Below are 18,292 nucleotides of genomic sequence, written 5' to 3'. Positions count from 1 at the left end.
TAATGGAAGAAAATAATTCAAAAAAAGTAGTCTTAGAACTGAAAAATATCACCAAAAGTTTTGGAGATAATCAGGTTTTAAAAGGATTTAATCTTAAACTTTTTGAAGGTGAAAACTTGACCATCATGGGAAAATCCGGCTCCGGAAAATCGGTGATGGTTAAATGTCTGGTCGGCTTAATTCAAGCTGATGGAGGAAGAATTACCATTAATGGGGAAGATATCACCAAGATGGGACAAAAAGAACTTGATATTCTGAGAACCGAAATTGGATTTCTTTTTCAGGGAAGTGCTTTGTATGATTCCATGACAGTTCGGGAAAATTTAGAATTTCCCTTAAGACGACATAAAGATAAAATTAAAGATTTTACAGGAACTGAAGTATTAGTAAAAGAAGCATTAGATGATGTTGGCTTGGGAAAAACCATCGATTTAATGCCGTCTGAACTATCGGGTGGAATGCAAAGAAGAGTGGCGCTTGCAAGAGCTTTGATCTTGAAACCGAAGATCCTAATGTATGACGAACCTACAACGGGTTTAGATCCTATTACTTCAAAAGAAATTATTGAACTTTTAAGAAATATTCAGTTGAAATATAAAACCTCTTCCATCATCATCACGCATGATGTAGATTGCGCGAGAGTAATTTCTAACCGAATGATCTTATTGGTCGATGGAATTAATTATGCAGAAGGAACTTATGAGGAACTTTTAAAATCCGAGGATCCACAAGTTCAGGCCTTCTTTAAAAATTAAATTATGGAAAAATCTACCTCAAAAAAAATGAATGTCGGCATTTTCGTCGTACTCGGAACAATTCTTCTGGTTACCGCGTTGTATTTTGTGGGAAAACGGCAACATCTCTTTAGCAGGAACATTCAGTTATCGGCCATTTTTACAGATGTAAGTGGTTTGCAGATTGGCAATAATGTGCGGTATTCCGGGGTGAATGTTGGAACCGTGAGTAAAATTGAAATGAAAGCGGAAGGAAAAATTAGGGTGGAAATGGCGGTGGACGAACAAGCCGCCAGATTTATAAAGAAAGATGCAGTCGCTTCGATTGCTTCAGACGGTTTGGTGGGAAGCATGGTCGTTAATATTATTCCGGGAGAAGATAAAGCGGCAAAAAAAGTGGTGTCGGGTGACCAAATTCAAATAAAAACCAAGATCACCGTAGATGAAATACTGGAAACCTTTAGTAAAACCAATGAAAGCGCCGCTTTGATTACTTCGGATCTGGCGACAATTACGCATCAGGTTGTGGGCGGAAAAGGTGCTTTGGGTGCGATATTAAGCGACTCTTTGCTCGAGCATGATCTGCGTAGATCTGTGGCTGCCCTGAAAAGAACTGCGGAAGGAACGAACAGAGCTATGGCGCAGGTCAACGCGATCATCGAGAAAATAAATTACGATCAAAGTGCCGCGGCAGTGCTATTGAGTGATCCAAAATCACGACAACAAATTCAGAATGTTTTTAGCAATTTAGAAAAATCCAGCAACGACATTAATAAAGTTTCTAAAAATTTAGAGGATTATGTGACCGAAATTAAAACCGGAAAAGGTTCCCTGAACTATATAACCAAAGACGAAGGTCTGAAGAAAAATATAGATTCCACCGTTGTTAATGTGAAAGAAGCGACCGATAAACTCAATCAAAATATGGAAGCGCTTAAGCATAACTTCCTCTTCCGTGGATATTTTAGAAAACTCGAAAAGCAGAAAGCAAAAGATCTGCAAAAGGAGGAAGTAAAGCTCTAAACGCCATTCTTTTTCTACACCAATATAAATGAAAAGTGCTGAAGAAAAAAATAAATCTTACTGGCCTCTTTATCGCTATCACAGTTTTTAGTGTCCTCTTATTTTTGCCTGTTTTCGAAAGTCAAAAAGTCCAGCGAGCATTTGCTTTGCTGATCATGATTGCCATTTTATGGATCACAGAATCGATTCCTTTACCCTTAACAAGTTTACTGATTCCTGTCTTCGCAATTTTTTTGCAATTAGTACCGCCTGCAGACGCGTTCACAGAGTTTGCAAATCCCATTCTATTTCTGTTCATGGGTGGTTTTGTACTTGCAGGAGCGCTTTCTCACCATTCTCTGGACAAAATGCTCGCTCAAAAATTGATTAAACTAGCTGGTGGAAATTTTTATCGGTCTGCAATATTTTTAATGCTGGCGACAGCCATTACTGCTTTTTTTGTAAGCAATACCTCTTCCACGGCAATGATGATTCCTTTGGGTTTGGGAATGTTGGTTCTTGTGAACAAGAATACTGTTTCACCTGAATCTAAATTCCTTATGTTGGGAATTGCCTATTCTGCAAATATTGGTGGTATTGTGACCATCATTTCTTCGCCTCCAAACGCGATTGGTGCCGAAATTTTAAATATCGATTTTCTAACCTGGATTAAATACAGTATTCCCATTTTCATTATTACCTTTCCAGTAATGGTTACGGTTCTTACGCTTTACTTTAAACCAGACAGAAAGATGAGCATTGGCGTGATGATTTTCGAAAAAGAAGCTGGAGCGCCACTGAAAACCTTACTTTCTATCTTTCTTGTAATCATAGTTTTATGGATGATGGACGGAATACTTTCGCCACTTTTGCACATCGATAACAGTTTTAATTCTCTGGTGGCGATTTTTGCTATTTTTCTCATATTTATGACGCAGGTCCTTTCCTGGCAAGAAATTTTAAAAAGTATCAACTGGGAAATACTGTTGCTTTTTGGTGGCGGTCTAACTTTAGGATTAGTCATCGAAGAAAGCGGACTAGGTATGTTGCTTATTTCAAAAGTTTCGGGTCTAATAACCGTTGTTCCAATATATGTATTTCTTTTAACGATCGTGGTTTTCAGTATTATTCTCACAGAATTTATGAGCAATACCGCAAGTGCCGCCATGATTTTGCCGCTTCTGTTTTCTCTGGCTATACAAATGGAGATCAACCCCGTCATTCTATTGCTTCCAGCGACCATTGCAGCTTCGTTTGGATTTATGATGCCGGCCGGAACTCCACCAAATGCGATGGTTTTTTCTTCTGGTTATGTTCCACAAAAAGACATGATCAAGGCTGGTTTAATCGTCAATATTCTGGTTTCGATCGTTGTTACTACTTACTTTTATTTCAGTTTTTATTGAGGGAGAAATTTAGATCTATTCAAATCACGGATTCCAACAAAATATTTTTTATAAATTTCATTTCCTAAAATTCGTCTGTTTGATGGTGATTATATCGTCGATAAACAACATTTGTCATTCCTACAAAGGAGGGATTTCTTCCTAATCCGGAAAATGAGGAGATGCTTCGACAAGCTCAGCATGACAGTGTTGGAAAAGTACTGATCAACGAAACCCATTGCTTCGATAACGTTTCCGAACCGGCTTAAACTGCTACATTGGTGGTTATCAACCTGCCTAAAAATAGTTGAAAGACTGAAAAGGCCGAACTTAGAATTTGAAAATATTTTGCATTACCAAAAAAAATGATTGTCGCCCTTTTTGAAACCAATCGTGTAATGAAAGATATTAATAAAGGGGAAGCTCATATAAAATTAAAATTGGAAAATAAGTTTGTCAAAAAACGTTTTCAGGATTAATTTGTTCTCGCAAAGACGCAAAAAAATATATGCAACGATCGCTACCGAATTTTAGTTTTGCATTTCCTTTGCGAAAACTTGGCGGTTTTGCGTAAAAAACAGATTAGAAATTTCATCGATCAAACTACCTCAAAAACCTTATCAAAGTTTCAGACCTTGACAAGGTTAATAAAAATTGAAATTTTTGTTAGATTTATTATTTCTCTAAATCCGCTCCAGTTCATCACCGGAAATCTGCGTTTTGAAAGTTCCGTAATTCACAGAAACTTTCCCGTTCTTCTCAATTTTTTCAATCGTTCCAACACTAGTAGATCCCGGAATTCTTACCCGCTGACCAATCTTCATCCAGACGGCGCGTTCTTTCTGGCGTTTGTCTTCCAGTTTTTCGTGGGTTTCTACGATCTTTTCCTGAACATCAACTTTCCGAAGTTGTTGCGTGATTTTCCGTTTTACGATCTGCAGTTTTTTATTTTCATCTTTATCGGCACCCACTCTTCTGAATTTCTCCTGCTCCAGAATTTTTACAAAATCACCGACCACTAATTTTCTGGATTTCCCTTTTACATAAGCATCAATAAAGGTTTCTACTTTATTTCCGAACTGTAATTTGCGGTGTTCATCTTCATAAAGTTTTTGGAAATTAAAGAGTTTCTGCTGCAATTGCTCATTCAGTTTCTCCAGATTTTCTTTTTTCTCCTGCGTAGAATCCCGTTTTTCTGCTAAATCGGTTTTTATTTTTTCTACTTCAAATTTTTCCTGCTGAAGTTTTACAATTGTTTTATCGAGATTTAAAATATCATGTTCCACTTTTTTCTTCGCGGATTTAATAATATAACTCGGGATTTTATTTTTCTCTGCAACTTCGAAGGTGAAGGAACTTCCGGCTTGTCCGACCTCTAATTTATAAAGCGGTTCCAAAGAATTTTCATCAAAAAGCATGGCTGCATTTTGAGCGTTTGGAAGTTGCTCGATAACGAGTTTAATGTTCGTGTAATGCGTGGTGATAATGGCGAAACTTTTTTTGTCGTAGAAAAACTCCAGAAAAGCTTCTGCTAAAGCACCACCTAATTCGGGATCAGAACCCGTTCCAAATTCATCAATGAGCAAAAGCGTGTTTGCATCAGCTTCCTTGATGATCTTCGCCATTTTTTTGAGACGGGAAGAATAGGTCGAGAGTTGATTTTCAATGGATTGATTATCACCAATATCCGTCATTAAATGATCAAAGAAAAACATCTCAGATTTCGGATGAACCGGCACCAAAATTCCAGACTGAATCATCAATTGCAGCAAACCAACCGTTTTTAAGGTAATCGATTTACCACCTGCGTTCGGTCCGGAAATACAAATGATTCGGTTATGTTCTGTGAAGGTTAAAGTCTGGGAAAAAATTTTCTTTTTCTCTGCTTGATTTCTTAGCCAAAGCAAGGGGTGAAAAGCCTGAATCAAACGCATTGTTTTATGTCGGTTGATTTTTGGCAGAACTCCATTGATCTTCTGGGCAAATTTTGCTTTTGCTCTCGTTAGATCTAAATCGAAAATATAGATTTGGTAATCCGATAGCTGAGGTTGAAATTCTGCAATTTCGGCGGTGAGTTTTCTTAAAATTTTATCGACTTCTTTTTTCTCTTCTTCAATATCTTCGCGAAGTTTAAAGTGATGTTTCACCACAGATTCAGGCTGAATATAGGTGATTGATCCCGTTTTAGAAACGCCTAAAACGCGACCCGGAACTCTTTTTTTATAAGCGGATTTTACGGCAAGAACTCGTTGATCATCCATAATACTTTCGCGGATGTCATCTAGGTAATCTGTGTTCGTCAATCCCGTTAAACTTCTGTTGAAATTTTCCTGAATAGCTTTTCGGGCGTGGGAAATGTCGCTTCTTAATGTTCTTAAAATGGACGAAGCTTCACTTTTCACTTCTCCAAAACGGTTCAGAACTTTGTCGATCCGGTCGATGATTTCTTTTCGGTATTCCAGATCTTTTACGTCATTGTTCAGATTCGAAAATACATCCCCGTAATTAGGAAAAAACTTCTGCAGTCTTGCGATCTGTTCCGTTAAGCTTTTTATTTTGAGAAACGACGCGTTTTCCAGACGGTAATTTTCAATGATCATGACCTTTAACTCGGCTTCAATATCTTCATATTCGTTAAAAGGAATGGCATTATCGCTCTCAAAACTGGATAAAAATTCAGCAACTTTTTTCAAGGAAAGTTCAGCTTCTTCTATGGGAAATGGTCGCAGTTCTGCAATTTTCTCTGCCGTTTTTTTAGAATAAGCAAATGGGGAAATTTCCGCGAGTAATTCTGGAAATTCGAGTTCGTCTAAATCGTCTTTTTGTATATGCACACGCAAATTTAATTATTTTAATAGAATAGTTGCAATTGTTTCTATGCATCAGAACAATCTCAATTTACAACAAGAAGATCTCAATAAAAATCAGAAAAAACGAAATATTTAAAATTAAGAAGTAATTAAATATTTAAACCGGGAATAAATGCATTGTTTACTTACAAACCTGAAAAATAATCGTAACCTCTTTCATACCAGTAATCTTTCGGTCTGCTATTGCTGAAATATAAAACGCCGATTCTTTTAAGACTTTTGATTCCGTATTTTGTAGGAATTATTAATCGTAACGGATATCCTTGATTCATCGGTAAAGGTTTGTCATTCAATTCGTAAGAAAGCAGTGTTTGTGGATGCATTGCACTTGGCATGTCGATTCCCACATAATAATCTCCGTCGGGTGTAATCAAGCCAACGTATTTTTTTTGTGACTGTTCATCTAAATGGTAAGCTTTTACAAAATCACTAAATTTCACGCCGCCCCAATGTGAAACCTGACTCCAGCCTTCAATGCATTTAAAATCAAAAATTATTTCTGTCTTCGGAAGTTTTTTTAGATCTTCTAAAGAAATTCGAAGCGTATCTCCGGAATTTTTAACCAATTGAAGTCTCCAGTTATTCCCATCAACACTATCCTTTAATCCTAACGCGCCATTAACTCTTACATTTTTAGCTGCGGCGCTTTTCGGGAAAGTTTTTGCCAAATGAGTAGAAGACAGGGATTTGCTAAATACAGTTTCGTTCGCATCGAGTACTTTGCGCAAAGGATTTTGTACACCAGTTTTTTGATCTTGAGGCGACTCATTTTTAATTTTAATAAAAATGATTATTCCTGCACCAAAAAGGACGATGAACAGGGAGAAAGCGAAGATAGTTCGTCTTCTAATTTGGGTTTCAGATAAACTTTGCTCTTTTATTAATTTATTTTTTTTCATCACTTTTTTTTAGAATTTCAAAACCCGTGATCATGCTGCTGAAATTTTGCCAACCAGCAAGAGTAACTTGAATAATATGAACAAGGAAAAACAGACAGTATCCAATGGTTAATATAAAGTGGATCAATCTGGAACTCTCGTAACCGCCCAACAACGCACTTAACCACCCGAATTGTACAGGTTTGTAAATTGCTAATCCTGAGAGAAGAGATCCAATTCCCATAACGATGATCGCAGTGTAGGCAATTTTTTGTGCGCCGTTATATTTATTTTGAGGTGGAACTGACTTTCGAATATGCAGATCATGAAGTAAAACTTGCCAGGCTTCTGCAAAAGAAGATTTGTTGGGGAGAAGTAGACGCCATTCGCCAGAGATGAATGTATAGATAACATAAAGAAAACCATTAATAAAAAAGATCCACATAAAAACAAAATGCCAAGCCATTCCTTCGCTTAAGTGATAAGGAACATTTAATGCCTTATAAAAAGAATCGGGGAAAAAGTAAATGAGATCTTTCCCGCCGATCTTTATTTTATAAACATCGTTTGCCCAGTAAATCAACAATCCGCTCCAGATCATAATGGCTAGAACGGGAAAATTAACCCAGTGAAACCATCTGATCGCGAGCGGATGTTTGTATTTAATGATTTTCATTTTTATAAACTGTTATTTTGAAGAAGTTGGTGGTTTGCCACCTTCCGGCACGAAAATAAGTGCTTCAGAATTCATACAGAATCTTTTTCCAGTTGGTTGTGGACCATCATTAAAAATATGTCCTAAATGAGAACCACTTTTACTGTCAACTACTTCTACACGTTCCATTCCCACGCTTCCATCTGTAATAAATTTTACAGCGTCCGGGGAAATAGGCTCGTAAAAACTTGGCCAACCTGTACCGGAATCAAATTTTGCGGTTGAACTAAAAAGAGGTTGCAGCGATGCTGCCGAATAATACGTGCCTTTCTTGTAAAAATGGTCGTACTTTCCGGTGAATGGCATTTCGGTGCCCTGTTGCCGAAGGATTTCAAATTGATCCGGCGTTAACCTTTCTTTCCAGTTAGCCTCCGAAAAATTTATCGCATATTTTGCTGTCGCAGCGGTTCTCTCTACAGGCGAAGACTGTTTATTTTCAGTTTGAGCTTTACTGCAACTTAGTGTAAAAGCGGATATTGCAACAACTAAAATAGGACTGATTTTAATAAACATAATGGATGATTTAATATTATTGTCTAAAGAATATGTTTATTTACGATAATATCTTATAGAAAGTTTTTAAAGAACAGCATTATTTATTAAAATGTGTTGCAGTTTGACTCTCTTTCGTTATAGAATTAATAATGAAATGAGTCAATTGTTTTATTACTGATCAAAAATACGGTAATATCTTAAGAAATTTATGATTAATTTAAGTCTTGAAACATATTTTTAATTACTTTAGCGTAATAATAAATAAACAAAAATCAGCATTATGAAAAAGACTTTCTTAGTAATGGCAATGTTTGCTTTAATGGCATCTTGCGAAAAAAAAACTACCACTGCAGACAGTATGATGAATAATTCAGATACTGCAATGGCTACTGACAGTGCGATGACCAATGACGGAATGATGGACAGCACAAAAATGGGCAGCGATGCGATGGCGGCGGATAATGCAATGATGGATCAAAAAATGATGAGAAATGGGATGATGACGATGACGGATGGTAAGATGATGATGATGAAAGATGACAAAATGATGATGATGGATAAAGATATGACCATGAAGAATGGTAATAAATTGATGATGAACGGCGAAGTGATGAATTCCGACGGGACCAAGATGATGATGACCGATGGAATGATGATGGATGACGCTGGAAACGTGATGGACAAAGACGGAAAAATGATGACCAAATAATAATTCCATTTTATTTGAATGTAAGGTGTCGAAGTTTTTGACACCTTTTTTATTACAAATAATTGAGAAGAGATTCTAATTTAGCGAGAGGTAAGAAGCAAATTTATCGTCACAAAAGCGGCAAATATTCTATCTTTGAAAAATGAAATTTTCGACCGAAAGATTAATTTTAAGACCAATAAATGAAAATGATGCTGTTGAGATCTTAGCAATCAGAAGCAATGCCGGGATCAATAAATTTCTTCACAGAGTTCCGCCCCAAAATTCCTTTGAGGCTCTAGAATTTATTCTAAACATTGAAAGGAAGTCCACAAACAATGAAATTTTATTTCTGGGAATTTCTCAAAAAAATACGGCCAACTTAATAGGAACAATCTGTCTCTGGAAATTTTCTGAAGATCGAAAAATTGCAGAACTGGGTTATGAATTATTACCAGATTATCACGGTAAAGGATTAATGTCGGAAGCTGTTAATTTTATTTTAAATTATGGTTTTCAAAATTTAAAGTTGAATCAAATAGAAGCTTTCACCAATAAGAATAATTTCGACTCAATCAAATTACTCGAAAGATCCAAATTCATTTTAAACGAAGATCGCAAAGATAAAAACTACCCAGAAAATCTTATTTTTGAAATAACTTCAATGTAATCATTACATCATTACATCATTACATCATCACATCAACCAATCAACACATCATCCCATCAACAAATCATCCCATCAACCAAATCATCAAATCAACCAATGACCTGGACCGAAATTCTTGCCCCCATAAAAGAAACCCAATATTTCACAGATCTTTGGGAAAATGTGAAACAGAAATATAACTCTGATCAATGTTTCCCACCAAAAAATCAAATTTTTCGAGCTCTAGAACTAACGCCCTTCAATAAAATTAAAGTCGTGATCATCGGGCAAGATCCCTATCATAACGATTTTCAGGCAAATGGTTTATGCTTTTCGGTTTCTGAAAATGTTGCAACACCACCTTCTTTAAAAAATATTTTTACAGAATTGAAAGATGATGTCGGAATTGAGCGCACCAAAAAAGAACTCGATGATTGGGCAGAACAAGGAGTTTTACTATTAAATTCAACTTTAACAGTGAAAGCTCACGAACCCAATTCTCACAAGGATCTTGGCTGGGAAAGATTCACGAACTTTATCATTCAGGAGATCTCTGATGGAAAAGAAAATGTGGTTTTTGTTTTGTGGGGCGCTTTTGCACAAAAAAAAGAGGAACTGATTGATTCCTCTAAACATTTTATTGTAAAATCTGCACATCCATCGCCATTTTCGGTTTACCGGGGCTTTTATGGAAGCAAACCTTTTTCTGCAATTAATACTTACCTAAAGTCTAAAAATATAGAACCTATTTCGTGGTAGTTCCACCGCGTTGCGTTTTTGGATCAAGCGGACTTCCTTTTTCAAATTTCAATCCAATTTTATAACTTCCTTTTAAGGCGTTGAATCCTCTGGCGGAAGTTGTTTCCGGCGTAACGTCAACGAGTGAAACTTTGTAACCGTTAAAATCCTGACTTGCAAAATATCCTCTTTCGGAATTGTTCATGGTACTCAGCTTAATGGTTGTAGGTCTCGTCGCTAATCCCATTAATTCCACTTCTGCGGTCGCAACTCCTGCCCACACGCAATTAACATCTGTGGGACAACGGCTGTCTTCGGCCATTTTCTTGAAGGTGACATTCATTTCATATTCTTTCAGAAATTTATTTTCACCTTCGCTTAAATAAATAACTCCCGCTTTATTAGAACTTGCAGTGGCTTGCTCTTTCTTTGCAATTTTAACGGCTTCTTTATCCGGCGGCATTCCTGTAGACATTTCTGGCTCTCCGTTTTGAGTGGTTTTCACAGGTGTTGATTTTGATGGGTTTGTCGTGGTATTCCTCATTACCTCGCTGTTTGTTGAGGAATCTGTAGTTTGAATAGCTTTCTGGTTTTGACAGGTCGCCAAAGTTAAAAGTCCAAAAGTTGTAATTACGAGTCTGTGTAACATGTGTTTAATTTTTAAAGATATCTATAACAACAACCAATAACATTGCCAAACCGACAATAAAATTGAATCCTGTCCCGTATAAAAATCCGATAAATGCCCCTTTTGTTGAATTCCACGCTTTTTTCTTATCATTAACATCGTGCAATAATTCCCCGATGAAAACGCCGGCAAACATTCCTATTAAAAATCCAAAAGGCAGAGGAATAAAAAACATTCCCACCAAAGTTCCCACGACCGAACCTACACTTCCCCAACGGGTTCCACCATATTTCCGATTTGTTCGCGCCGGAATTACATAATTTAATACGACTGAAAGTGCTGTAAGAACAACGAAAATCCAAATAAAAACCATTGACAGTGGAGTATCGGTTCCGAATTTATAAATCAACAGACCACAAATACTGAGCAGTAATCCGGGAAGAACGGGAAGAAAAGTTCCCACAATGCCCGCAAGCAGCAAAATGATTGATACGAGTACAATTAAACTTTCACTCACCTTTTTTATTTTAGAAATCTAAGATACAACTTTTAATGATTTTAATGATTTTTTCCTCGTTCCCGGCAGGGTTTAAAGCATCGGAATTAAAGGCACTGTAATAAATAGTTCCACTTTTTGGATTCCCGGTGCAGGATCCGGATTGCGCACCTTTTGCGATTAAAATATCTGCAATATTTTGAGGAACTCTAAGCGTGTAAGAAATGTTTTTCTCTTTAAGACAAACTGTTTTCCAGCCATCATTCGCCGCATTACCAACGTTAACCGCTGGTGCAGAAGGATCTGAGAAGTTTTTTGATTTGATTAAGTGCGTTCTTTGTTCGTCTTTGATCATAGTTTCCCAGTACACGGTATCATAAGAATTAATATAGGAATCGCTGCCTTTTGCCAATACCAAATTGAAATCTGAAAATCCAACTGCTTTCTGCAGTCTTTCATTCAAAATTTGCGAAAAGGAATTTGGTGCAGTGGTATTATACTGCCACTTCACGCATAATTTATCATCAGGTACAAAACCTCCGGGCATGTTGCAGTCTGTAGGATATAATTCGCCACCAACAAGATAACTTGCAGCCCAGTTCGAGGAATAAATATTCCCACCGTTCGCCACAAAAGTTGATAACACGGAGAAAATTGCAGGGCCAAAAGTTTTAATATCGAATCCTACTTCCAGATAAACAACATCGTAATTATTCATGGTGGTGTAATCCTCAATTTTTGTCACATTATATCCCATTCCTGTCAGTACTTCATCCACATCGTCAAAAACCCCTTCCATATAACCCAATTTTGCAACTTGTTGCAGTTTCGTAGTTGCAATGGGAAGTGTCGTCGTTTGATCTGCAGCAATGTTTGCAGAAAAATCGGTACGGAAGTTTGCACCTGTTCCTGTTTGAATATAAATTTTTCGGTTTCCAGCCGGAGCTTTCAAGCTAAAGTTTCCTTCAGAATCGGAAAATGTGGAGTAGATGGAGGAAGCAGTATCATCAAAAGTAAAAATACGCGCACCACCAATAGCCGATGTACCGTTTGGAGAAGTTACTTTTCCGGCAATTATTCCTTCTGGAGCTTTAATATCTATTCCCGGCGAAACATTATCAATATTGGTACATCCGAAAAATGTAACAAGCATCAAATAAAAAAGAATGTTTTTCATAAGGGATTGTTTATTAGTGTTGTTACTTCAAATATACCTAAAATTTCTTATTGAAAATCTAATATTTAGTGCAGAATTTTAGTGATCTAATCTTAGGAGTATCAATTTGAAATTCTTAATTTTGCGCTAATGAATAATGAACTGAAAGGCACCAAAGATTTTTTGCAAACCATTAGTGATATGATTCACTTTTTTGCGAAAGATTATATTCCCGATAACTGGATTTTGCTCGTACAGATCCTGTTGAAATTTGCCCTGTTTGTGGCAATTATTTATCTGGTAGATTTCCTTATGAAATTGCTCATCAACACGATTTTTAAACTGTTTTACGACAACGATAAATTTCCGGTTTTAAAATCCATTTATCAATCCAGAATTACCAATTCCTTTTCGCACCTTATTGCGCTTTTGTTCGGTAGTTTTGCCTTATTCTCTATTTTTTACCGTCATCCGAAGAGTTTTATTTTTCTGGAGAGAATGATCAGTTTAACAATTGTTCTGGTCGTTGCAGGAATGCTTTATCGCGCTTTAAATGCCTTCCGGAATTATTTCATCATCAAACAGGATTACTATAAAATAATCGCCCTGAATGCCGTTTCGCAAACGGTAAAAATATTTGGAATTTTTGTTTCCTCGGTTATTGCGATATGTGTCGTTTTTGGGATCAGCGGTTCTGCCATCGTTGGTAGTTTAGGAGCGATTACGGCTGTTATGGTATTGGTTTTCCGGGATACAATTCTGGGATTTGTTACTGGAATCCACGTGGCGACTTCTAAAAATTTAAAGGTTGGTGACTGGATCGGTATTCCGAAATATAATTTGGAGGGAACTATTGAAGACCTTAATCTTTTAACGACTAAAATTCAGAATTTCGATAAAACCATTTCTACGATTCCGACCTACGATTTACTAACTACAGAAATTAAAAATCTGCAGGTAATGTCGGAAAGTAATACGCGACGGATCAAACGTTCTATTATCTTTAACATTAATTCCTTTAAATTTTTGAATTTAGAAGAAGTCAACCGACTGGCGAAGATCAACTTGATCAAGGATTATTTAAACGAAAAGAAAGAGGAAATTATTAAAGAAAGAGAAACGATTGAAAATTCGGAACTTGTCATCAATGGAAGACAGCTCACGAATATTGGGGTTTTTAGGGAATATGCTTTCAATTATCTTAAAAGGAGTGAGCACATTGATCAGGACGGAACAGTAATGGTTCGTCAGATGGAAAATACACCACACGGCATGCCTTTAGAAATTTACTGTTTCACGAACGATTCGGTTTGGGAAAAATACGAGGTTATTCTAGCAGATATTTTTGATCACCTTTTGGTAGCTTCCAAAGAATTTGATTTAGAAATTATGCAGTTCAATAAAATGTAAGAAAATGACAAAACTCAGTGTAAATATTAATAAAATAGCCACTCTTCGCAACGCAAGAGGCGGGGAATTGCCGAGTGTGACCGAAGCTGCGATAAAATTGCAGGAATTTGGCGCTCAGGGAATCACGATTCATCCGAGACCCGATGAGAGACATATCACGAGAAAAGATGTTTACGATTTAAAGCCTTTGGTTCACACCGAATTTAATATTGAAGGAAACCCGCACCGTTCTTTTATCGATATGGTTTTAGAAATTAAACCCGAACAGGTGACTTTGGTTCCCGATGCAAATGATGCGATAACCTCTAATGCAGGCTGGGATTGTAAGGAACATTTAGGGTTTCTGAAAAATGTGATTTCTGAATTCAAAAATGCCGGAATTCGTACTTCAGTTTTTTTAGATCCAGATCCTGAAATGGTCAAATATGCAAAAGAAACCGGCGCCGACAGAATTGAATTATATACAGAAGCATACGCTACTAATTATTCAAAAAATAAAGAAGAAGCGATTAAATCTTATATTGAAACAGCTCTGGAAGCAGAGAAACATGGATTAGGCGTAAACGCAGGACATGACCTAAGTTTAGAAAATCTAAAATATTTTGCTGATAATATTCCGAATTTGATGGAGGTTTCTATCGGTCACGCACTTATTTCCGAAGCATTGTATATGGGTATGGAAAATACCGTTCAAGCCTATTTAAAGCGGTTGGCGAAATGGTAATCGGATAAATTTGATTCTTAAAAATAACTATTGATGAAAATTCTACACTCAAAAATTTACGGCTCAGAAAAAGCAGGAGTTCCACTTCTGGTATTTCACGGTTTGTTTGGGATGCTCGATAACTGGGGCAGTTTCGGAAAAGAAATGAGCGAATTTTATCCCGTTCATTTAATCGATTTAAGAAATCACGGTAAAAGTTTTCACTCTCCGGAAATGTCGCATGACGATCTGGCTCACGATATTTTACATTACATGGAAGCTCATGGGTTGCAGAAGAGCAATTTATTGGGGCATTCTCTTGGTGGAAAAGCCGTAATGCAGTTTGCCATCAAATATCCTTTAAGAGTTGAAAAGCTCATTGTCGTAGATATTTCTCCTAAGGCTTATCCACCGCATCATCAGGGAATTTTGAAAGCGCTGCAAAGTGTAGATTTAGACACAATAACGACCCGTCAACAGGCGGAAGAAATTTTGGAACAGTATATTCCGGAAAGATCAGTCATTCAGTTTCTCGCAAAAAGCCTCTACTGGACCGATGACAAAAAACTCACCTGGCGTTTTAACCTGAAAACACTTTCAGAAAAATATGCTGAATTTGTCTCAAATGCTATAAAATTTGGAGTTTTCACCGGAAAAACTTTATTTATTTCCGGGGAGAAATCGCATTATATTCTGCCGCAGGATGAATTTCAAATAAAGCAGCAGTTTCCAAACGCTTCGGTTGTCACTATAAAAAATGCGGGACATTGGGTTCAGGCAGAAAATCCGAAAGATTTTAACAAAGTGGTCAAAGATTTTCTTTCAGATCAGGATGTTAAATAAAGAAGAGTACTATTAAAAGTTTATACCTCAAATCTTACCTATAAATAATGGTTTTAGTTACTGGCGCAACAGGAATTCTCGGAAGAGTCATCGTTTTAGAATTACTGAAACGCGGTAAAAAAGTGCGCGCTACCAGAAGAAGATCCAGCAATTTAGAGGAGGTTAAACAGTCTTTTCATTTTTATACAGAAAATCCGGCAGAACTTTTTGATAAAATAGAGTGGGTTGAAGTCGATTTCGAAGATCTAAAATCATTGCAAAAGGCCGTGAAGAATATAGAAGAAGTTTATCATTGCGCTGCAAAAGTAAGTTTTCATCCCGATGACCGAAAGGCAATGTATCATTCTAACATCGAGGGAACAAGAAACGTACTTTATGCCTGTGAGAATGCGACCGTAAAAAAATTCTGTTTCGTGAGTTCCATTGCAGTTTTAGATGGTGTTGATGAAAACGGAGAAATGACCGAAGACTCCAATTACAACTCAAAAATTCATCATTCCGGATATGCGAAATCCAAACATTTTTCAGAAATGGAAGTTTGGCGCGCTTCTGCAGAAGGTTTAAACACCGTCATCATTAACCCTGGAGTTATCATCGGCAGCGGAAACTGGCAGGCGAGTAGTGGAGAGATTTTCGGCACGTTCGAGAAATATCCGTACGCAATGAGCGGTAGTTCCAATTACGTTGATGTTCGGGATGTCGCTAATATCGCGATCACTTTGATGGACGAAAATATTTTCAACGAAAGATTTATTGTAATTGCAGAAAATAGAAAGGTGGTGGATATGGCCAATTTGATCCGGCAGAAATTAGGTAAATCGAAGTCGAAGATCATCTCAAAATCACTTTTGAATTTTGGCTATGTTTTAAATGTCTTATTTGGCTGGTTCATTCGACCGTTAAGAATGTTGAATAAAGTCAATATTGAAGCCGTAACTTCGCATAACATTGTTTCTAATAAAAAAATTAAGGAAAGATTGAACTATACTTTTATTCCAGTTAATGAAAGCGTTGATTTTCATTTAAAAAATTATATTTCAGACCAAAAGAAGTCCCATAATTAATATGAATATTGCAGAATTTTTAAACACAAACGCCGAGAAATTTCCTTCAAAACCTGCAGTGGGTTTTAAAAAGAAGGAAAGCTGGAAAGAAATTCACTGGGCAGATTTCCGAAGAATGGTTTTTAAAACAGCCAATGCTTTGCAGGAAGCCGGAGTTTCCGAACATGATAAAGTGGCAATTTATTCCGATAATTCTGCAGAATGGATCGTTTTTGATTTAGCGATCTTAGCTTTGGGTGCTGTAACCGTACCGATCTATTCCACGAATAATCAGGAACAGGCAGCATATATTCTGAATGAATCGGAATGTAAAATAATCTTGGTGGGTAATCAGGAACAGTACGATGCTTCTTACAAAATTTTAGAAAGCAGTTCTTTTTTAAAGCATATCGTCGTTACAAAGAAATCCATTTGGATCCAGAAGGATCGCAGCCAGTATTTTGAAGATTTCATCAAGTCAACTGCGGAGAAGTTTAATATTGTCGCCAAAGAAGACGATGATTTAGCGACCATTATTTATACTTCGGGTACGACCGGAGTTCCCAAAGGCGTTATGTTGTCTCACGGAAACTTCCTTAAATCTTTCGAGGCTCACTTTGATTTTTTCAAATTTAAGAATTTTGAGCAGGAGACCTCACTTGCATTTTTACCTTTGACCCATGTTTTCGAACGTTGCTGGACTTTACTTGTATTGCACGGTGGCGCGAAAGTTTATTTTTTAGAAAATACAAAACTCATCGCAAACGCTTTAACTGAAGTGAAACCAACTTTAATGTGTGCGGTTCCGAGATTCTACCAGAAAATTTATGCCGGAGTTCATGAAATGGCGAAGAACAGTTCCGAGACCAAAAAGAAAATTTTTAACTGGGCGATTAAAAGCGGAAGTGAAGTTGCTGAATTACGCAGACTAAATAAATCCGTTCCTTTTTCATTACAACTGAAAAATAAGATCGCCGGCGCTTTGGTTTTTAATAAGATTAAAAATAAAATGGGTGGCAAGCTCTGGTTTATGCCTTGTGGCGGCGCTTCAGTTTCTGCAGAAGTTACTCAGTTTTTTGAGGCTTTGGGAATTCATGTCACAGTTGGTTACGGATTGACGGAAACAACGGCTACTTTAACGGCTTTTCCTTTTCATCATTTTGAACATGGCTCGGCCGGAATTCCATTAGGCGATACAAAAATAAAAATCGGGGAGAACGATGAGATTCTTGCAAAAGGAAGCGGAATAATGAAAGGTTATTATAAAAAACCTACAGAAACGGCAGAAGTTTTTACAGAAGATGGCTGGTTCAAAACCGGTGATGCAGGAAAGTTCGATGCAAATGGAAATCTATTTATTACCGATCGGATCAAGGATTTAATGAAAACTTCCAATGGAAAATACATTGCGCCGCAACCGATTGAAAATTTACTTTCTAACAACAATTTTATCAATCAGGCCATGATCGTGGCAGAAGGAAAACCTTTTGTTACTGGAGTTATAATACCTAATTTCGAGGCTTTGATAGAGCAGTTAGAGAAGATGAATATTCCATTTACCAGTTGGGAAGAAATTGTAAATTCAGAAAAAGTAAGAGAATTCTATCGAGAAAAAATTGAAGAAATTCAGAAAGATCTTACGGCATTCGAGAAGGTGAAGAAATTTATTTTGATGCCTTCGGAATTCGAGATTGGTAATGGAGAAATTACGCCGACCTTAAAAGTGAAACGCAACGTTGTTCTGAAAAAATACGAGGCACAGATCGAAAAAATGTATTTACATTAAGATATTATTTATGTTTTAGTGAAGAGGTGGTGAACGCCCGATTTCGGTACAAATACTAATTATTTTAACAGAG

General features: G+C 36.8%; 18 protein-coding genes. 11 read left to right on the top strand and 7 right to left on the bottom strand.

Going from position 1 to position 18,292, the window contains the following annotated elements; translation table 11 throughout:
* Nucleotides 1-2 precede the first annotated feature (2 nt).
* From ACZ9HT_RS10435 to ACZ9HT_RS10425, 3 genes are read left to right on the top strand one after another with little or no spacing between them, the layout of a single operon-like run.
* Nucleotides 3-755 (top strand): ABC transporter ATP-binding protein, encoded by a 753-nt coding sequence (locus ACZ9HT_RS10435; RefSeq protein ID WP_476040427.1) that lies wholly within the window; start codon nt 3-5, stop codon nt 753-755.
* Between the two features lie 3 nt (nt 756-758).
* Nucleotides 759-1,757 carry an MlaD family protein gene (locus ACZ9HT_RS10430; protein WP_476040426.1) on the top strand — a complete coding sequence of 333 codons (999 nt, stop codon included), beginning with the start codon at nt 759-761 and terminating at the stop codon, nt 1,755-1,757.
* 35 nt (nt 1,758-1,792) lie between these two features.
* The gene (locus ACZ9HT_RS10425) at nt 1,793-3,142 is read left to right on the top strand and encodes an SLC13 family permease (protein WP_476040425.1); all 1,350 of its coding nucleotides are present in this window, start codon (nt 1,793-1,795) and stop codon (nt 3,140-3,142) included.
* A gap of 662 nt (nt 3,143-3,804) precedes the next feature.
* Here the strand turns inward: ACZ9HT_RS10425 and ACZ9HT_RS10420 are convergent.
* The 4 genes from ACZ9HT_RS10420 to msrB form a co-directional block, all read right to left on the bottom strand.
* A complete protein-coding gene (locus tag ACZ9HT_RS10420; protein ID WP_476040424.1) occupies nt 3,805-5,955 on the bottom strand; it encodes an endonuclease MutS2 in 2,151 nt (716 codons plus the stop codon).
* Nucleotides 5,956-6,116: 161 nt separating this feature from the next.
* Complete coding sequence (locus ACZ9HT_RS10415; protein WP_476040423.1) at nt 6,117-6,890, bottom strand: molybdopterin-dependent oxidoreductase; 774 nt, start codon at nt 6,888-6,890, stop codon at nt 6,117-6,119.
* Nucleotides 6,877-7,545: a cytochrome b/b6 domain-containing protein gene (locus ACZ9HT_RS10410; protein ID WP_476040422.1), complete on the bottom strand. Its 669-nt coding sequence runs from the start codon at nt 7,543-7,545 to the stop codon at nt 6,877-6,879. The genes ACZ9HT_RS10415 and ACZ9HT_RS10410 overlap by 14 nt, the downstream gene beginning before the upstream one ends.
* 12 nt (nt 7,546-7,557) lie before the next feature.
* Nucleotides 7,558-8,097, bottom strand: coding sequence for a peptide-methionine (R)-S-oxide reductase MsrB (msrB, locus tag ACZ9HT_RS10405; protein ID WP_476040421.1), 540 nt, complete (start codon nt 8,095-8,097; stop codon nt 7,558-7,560).
* Nucleotides 8,098-8,359: 262 nt separating this feature from the next.
* Here msrB and ACZ9HT_RS10400 point away from each other — a divergent pair, with 262 nt between their 5' ends.
* From ACZ9HT_RS10400 to ACZ9HT_RS10390, 3 genes are all read left to right on the top strand, one after another.
* Nucleotides 8,360-8,788 (top strand): DUF6799 domain-containing protein, encoded by a 429-nt coding sequence (locus tag ACZ9HT_RS10400; RefSeq protein ID WP_476040420.1) that lies wholly within the window; start codon nt 8,360-8,362, stop codon nt 8,786-8,788.
* A gap of 142 nt (nt 8,789-8,930) precedes the next feature.
* The gene (locus ACZ9HT_RS10395; protein ID WP_476040419.1) at nt 8,931-9,437 is read left to right on the top strand and encodes a GNAT family N-acetyltransferase; all 507 of its coding nucleotides are present in this window, start codon (nt 8,931-8,933) and stop codon (nt 9,435-9,437) included.
* 96 nt (nt 9,438-9,533) lie between these two features.
* Nucleotides 9,534-10,175, top strand: a complete 642-nt coding sequence (locus ACZ9HT_RS10390; RefSeq protein WP_476040418.1) for a uracil-DNA glycosylase — start codon at nt 9,534-9,536, stop codon at nt 10,173-10,175.
* Here the strand turns inward: ACZ9HT_RS10390 and ACZ9HT_RS10385 are convergent.
* From ACZ9HT_RS10385 to ACZ9HT_RS10375, 3 genes are read right to left on the bottom strand one after another with little or no spacing between them, the layout of a single operon-like run.
* Entirely contained in the window at nt 10,162-10,803 is a 642-nt protein-coding gene (locus ACZ9HT_RS10385; RefSeq protein WP_476040417.1) for a hypothetical protein, read from the bottom strand. The genes ACZ9HT_RS10390 and ACZ9HT_RS10385 overlap by 14 nt on opposite strands.
* Nucleotides 10,804-10,807: 4 nt before the next feature.
* A complete protein-coding gene (locus ACZ9HT_RS10380; RefSeq protein WP_476040416.1) occupies nt 10,808-11,299 on the bottom strand; it encodes a DUF456 domain-containing protein in 492 nt (163 codons plus the stop codon).
* Nucleotides 11,300-11,309: 10 nt separating this feature from the next.
* Nucleotides 11,310-12,455: a carboxypeptidase-like regulatory domain-containing protein gene (locus ACZ9HT_RS10375; RefSeq protein WP_476040415.1), complete on the bottom strand. Its 1,146-nt coding sequence runs from the start codon at nt 12,453-12,455 to the stop codon at nt 11,310-11,312.
* Nucleotides 12,456-12,584: 129 nt separating this feature from the next.
* Between ACZ9HT_RS10375 and ACZ9HT_RS10370 the strand changes: the two genes are divergently transcribed.
* The 5 genes from ACZ9HT_RS10370 to ACZ9HT_RS10350 are packed head-to-tail and all read left to right on the top strand — an operon-like array spanning nt 12,585 to nt 18,219.
* Nucleotides 12,585-13,844, top strand: a complete 1,260-nt coding sequence (locus ACZ9HT_RS10370; protein WP_476040414.1) for a mechanosensitive ion channel family protein — start codon at nt 12,585-12,587, stop codon at nt 13,842-13,844.
* A gap of 4 nt (nt 13,845-13,848) precedes the next feature.
* On the top strand, nt 13,849-14,568 hold the full coding sequence (locus ACZ9HT_RS10365; protein WP_476040413.1) for a pyridoxine 5'-phosphate synthase: 720 nt from the start codon (nt 13,849-13,851) through the stop codon (nt 14,566-14,568).
* A gap of 33 nt (nt 14,569-14,601) precedes the next feature.
* Nucleotides 14,602-15,390, top strand: a complete 789-nt coding sequence (locus tag ACZ9HT_RS10360) for an alpha/beta fold hydrolase (protein WP_476040412.1) — start codon at nt 14,602-14,604, stop codon at nt 15,388-15,390.
* 47 nt (nt 15,391-15,437) lie between these two features.
* Complete coding sequence (locus ACZ9HT_RS10355) at nt 15,438-16,454, top strand: SDR family NAD(P)-dependent oxidoreductase (protein ID WP_476040411.1); 1,017 nt, start codon at nt 15,438-15,440, stop codon at nt 16,452-16,454.
* A gap of 1 nt (nt 16,455) precedes the next feature.
* Entirely contained in the window at nt 16,456-18,219 is a 1,764-nt protein-coding gene (locus ACZ9HT_RS10350) for an AMP-dependent synthetase/ligase (RefSeq protein ID WP_476040410.1), read from the top strand.
* Nucleotides 18,220-18,292: the final 73 nt, after the last annotated feature.

It is taken from the genome of Chryseobacterium sp. UYP7 (assembly GCF_056279225.1).
The sequence above is the reverse complement of the archived record's forward strand: the minus strand, read 5'-3'. Positions and strand labels throughout refer to the sequence as shown.

Excerpts from the sequence above, each read along its gene's own strand:
- ACZ9HT_RS10360 (WP_476040412.1), top strand. The coding sequence starts at position 14,602 with ATGAAAATTCTACACTCAAAAATTTACGGCTCAGAAAAAGCAGGAGTT.
- ACZ9HT_RS10395 (WP_476040419.1), top strand. The coding sequence starts at position 8,931 with ATGAAATTTTCGACCGAAAGATTAATTTTAAGACCAATAAATGAAAAT.
- ACZ9HT_RS10410 (WP_476040422.1), bottom strand. The coding sequence starts at position 7,545 with ATGAAAATCATTAAATACAAACATCCGCTCGCGATCAGATGGTTTCAC.
- ACZ9HT_RS10435 (WP_476040427.1), top strand. The coding sequence starts at position 3 with ATGGAAGAAAATAATTCAAAAAAAGTAGTCTTAGAACTGAAAAATATC.
- ACZ9HT_RS10370 (WP_476040414.1), top strand. The coding sequence starts at position 12,585 with ATGAATAATGAACTGAAAGGCACCAAAGATTTTTTGCAAACCATTAGT.
- msrB (WP_476040421.1), bottom strand. The coding sequence starts at position 8,097 with ATGTTTATTAAAATCAGTCCTATTTTAGTTGTTGCAATATCCGCTTTT.
- ACZ9HT_RS10355 (WP_476040411.1), top strand. The coding sequence starts at position 15,438 with ATGGTTTTAGTTACTGGCGCAACAGGAATTCTCGGAAGAGTCATCGTT.
- ACZ9HT_RS10350 (WP_476040410.1), top strand. The coding sequence starts at position 16,456 with ATGAATATTGCAGAATTTTTAAACACAAACGCCGAGAAATTTCCTTCA.
- ACZ9HT_RS10365 (WP_476040413.1), top strand. The coding sequence starts at position 13,849 with ATGACAAAACTCAGTGTAAATATTAATAAAATAGCCACTCTTCGCAAC.
- ACZ9HT_RS10400 (WP_476040420.1), top strand. The coding sequence starts at position 8,360 with ATGAAAAAGACTTTCTTAGTAATGGCAATGTTTGCTTTAATGGCATCT.
- ACZ9HT_RS10415 (WP_476040423.1), bottom strand. The coding sequence starts at position 6,890 with ATGAAAAAAAATAAATTAATAAAAGAGCAAAGTTTATCTGAAACCCAA.
- ACZ9HT_RS10390 (WP_476040418.1), top strand. The coding sequence starts at position 9,534 with ATGACCTGGACCGAAATTCTTGCCCCCATAAAAGAAACCCAATATTTC.
- ACZ9HT_RS10385 (WP_476040417.1), bottom strand. The coding sequence starts at position 10,803 with ATGTTACACAGACTCGTAATTACAACTTTTGGACTTTTAACTTTGGCG.
- ACZ9HT_RS10430 (WP_476040426.1), top strand. The coding sequence starts at position 759 with ATGGAAAAATCTACCTCAAAAAAAATGAATGTCGGCATTTTCGTCGTA.
- ACZ9HT_RS10375 (WP_476040415.1), bottom strand. The coding sequence starts at position 12,455 with ATGAAAAACATTCTTTTTTATTTGATGCTTGTTACATTTTTCGGATGT.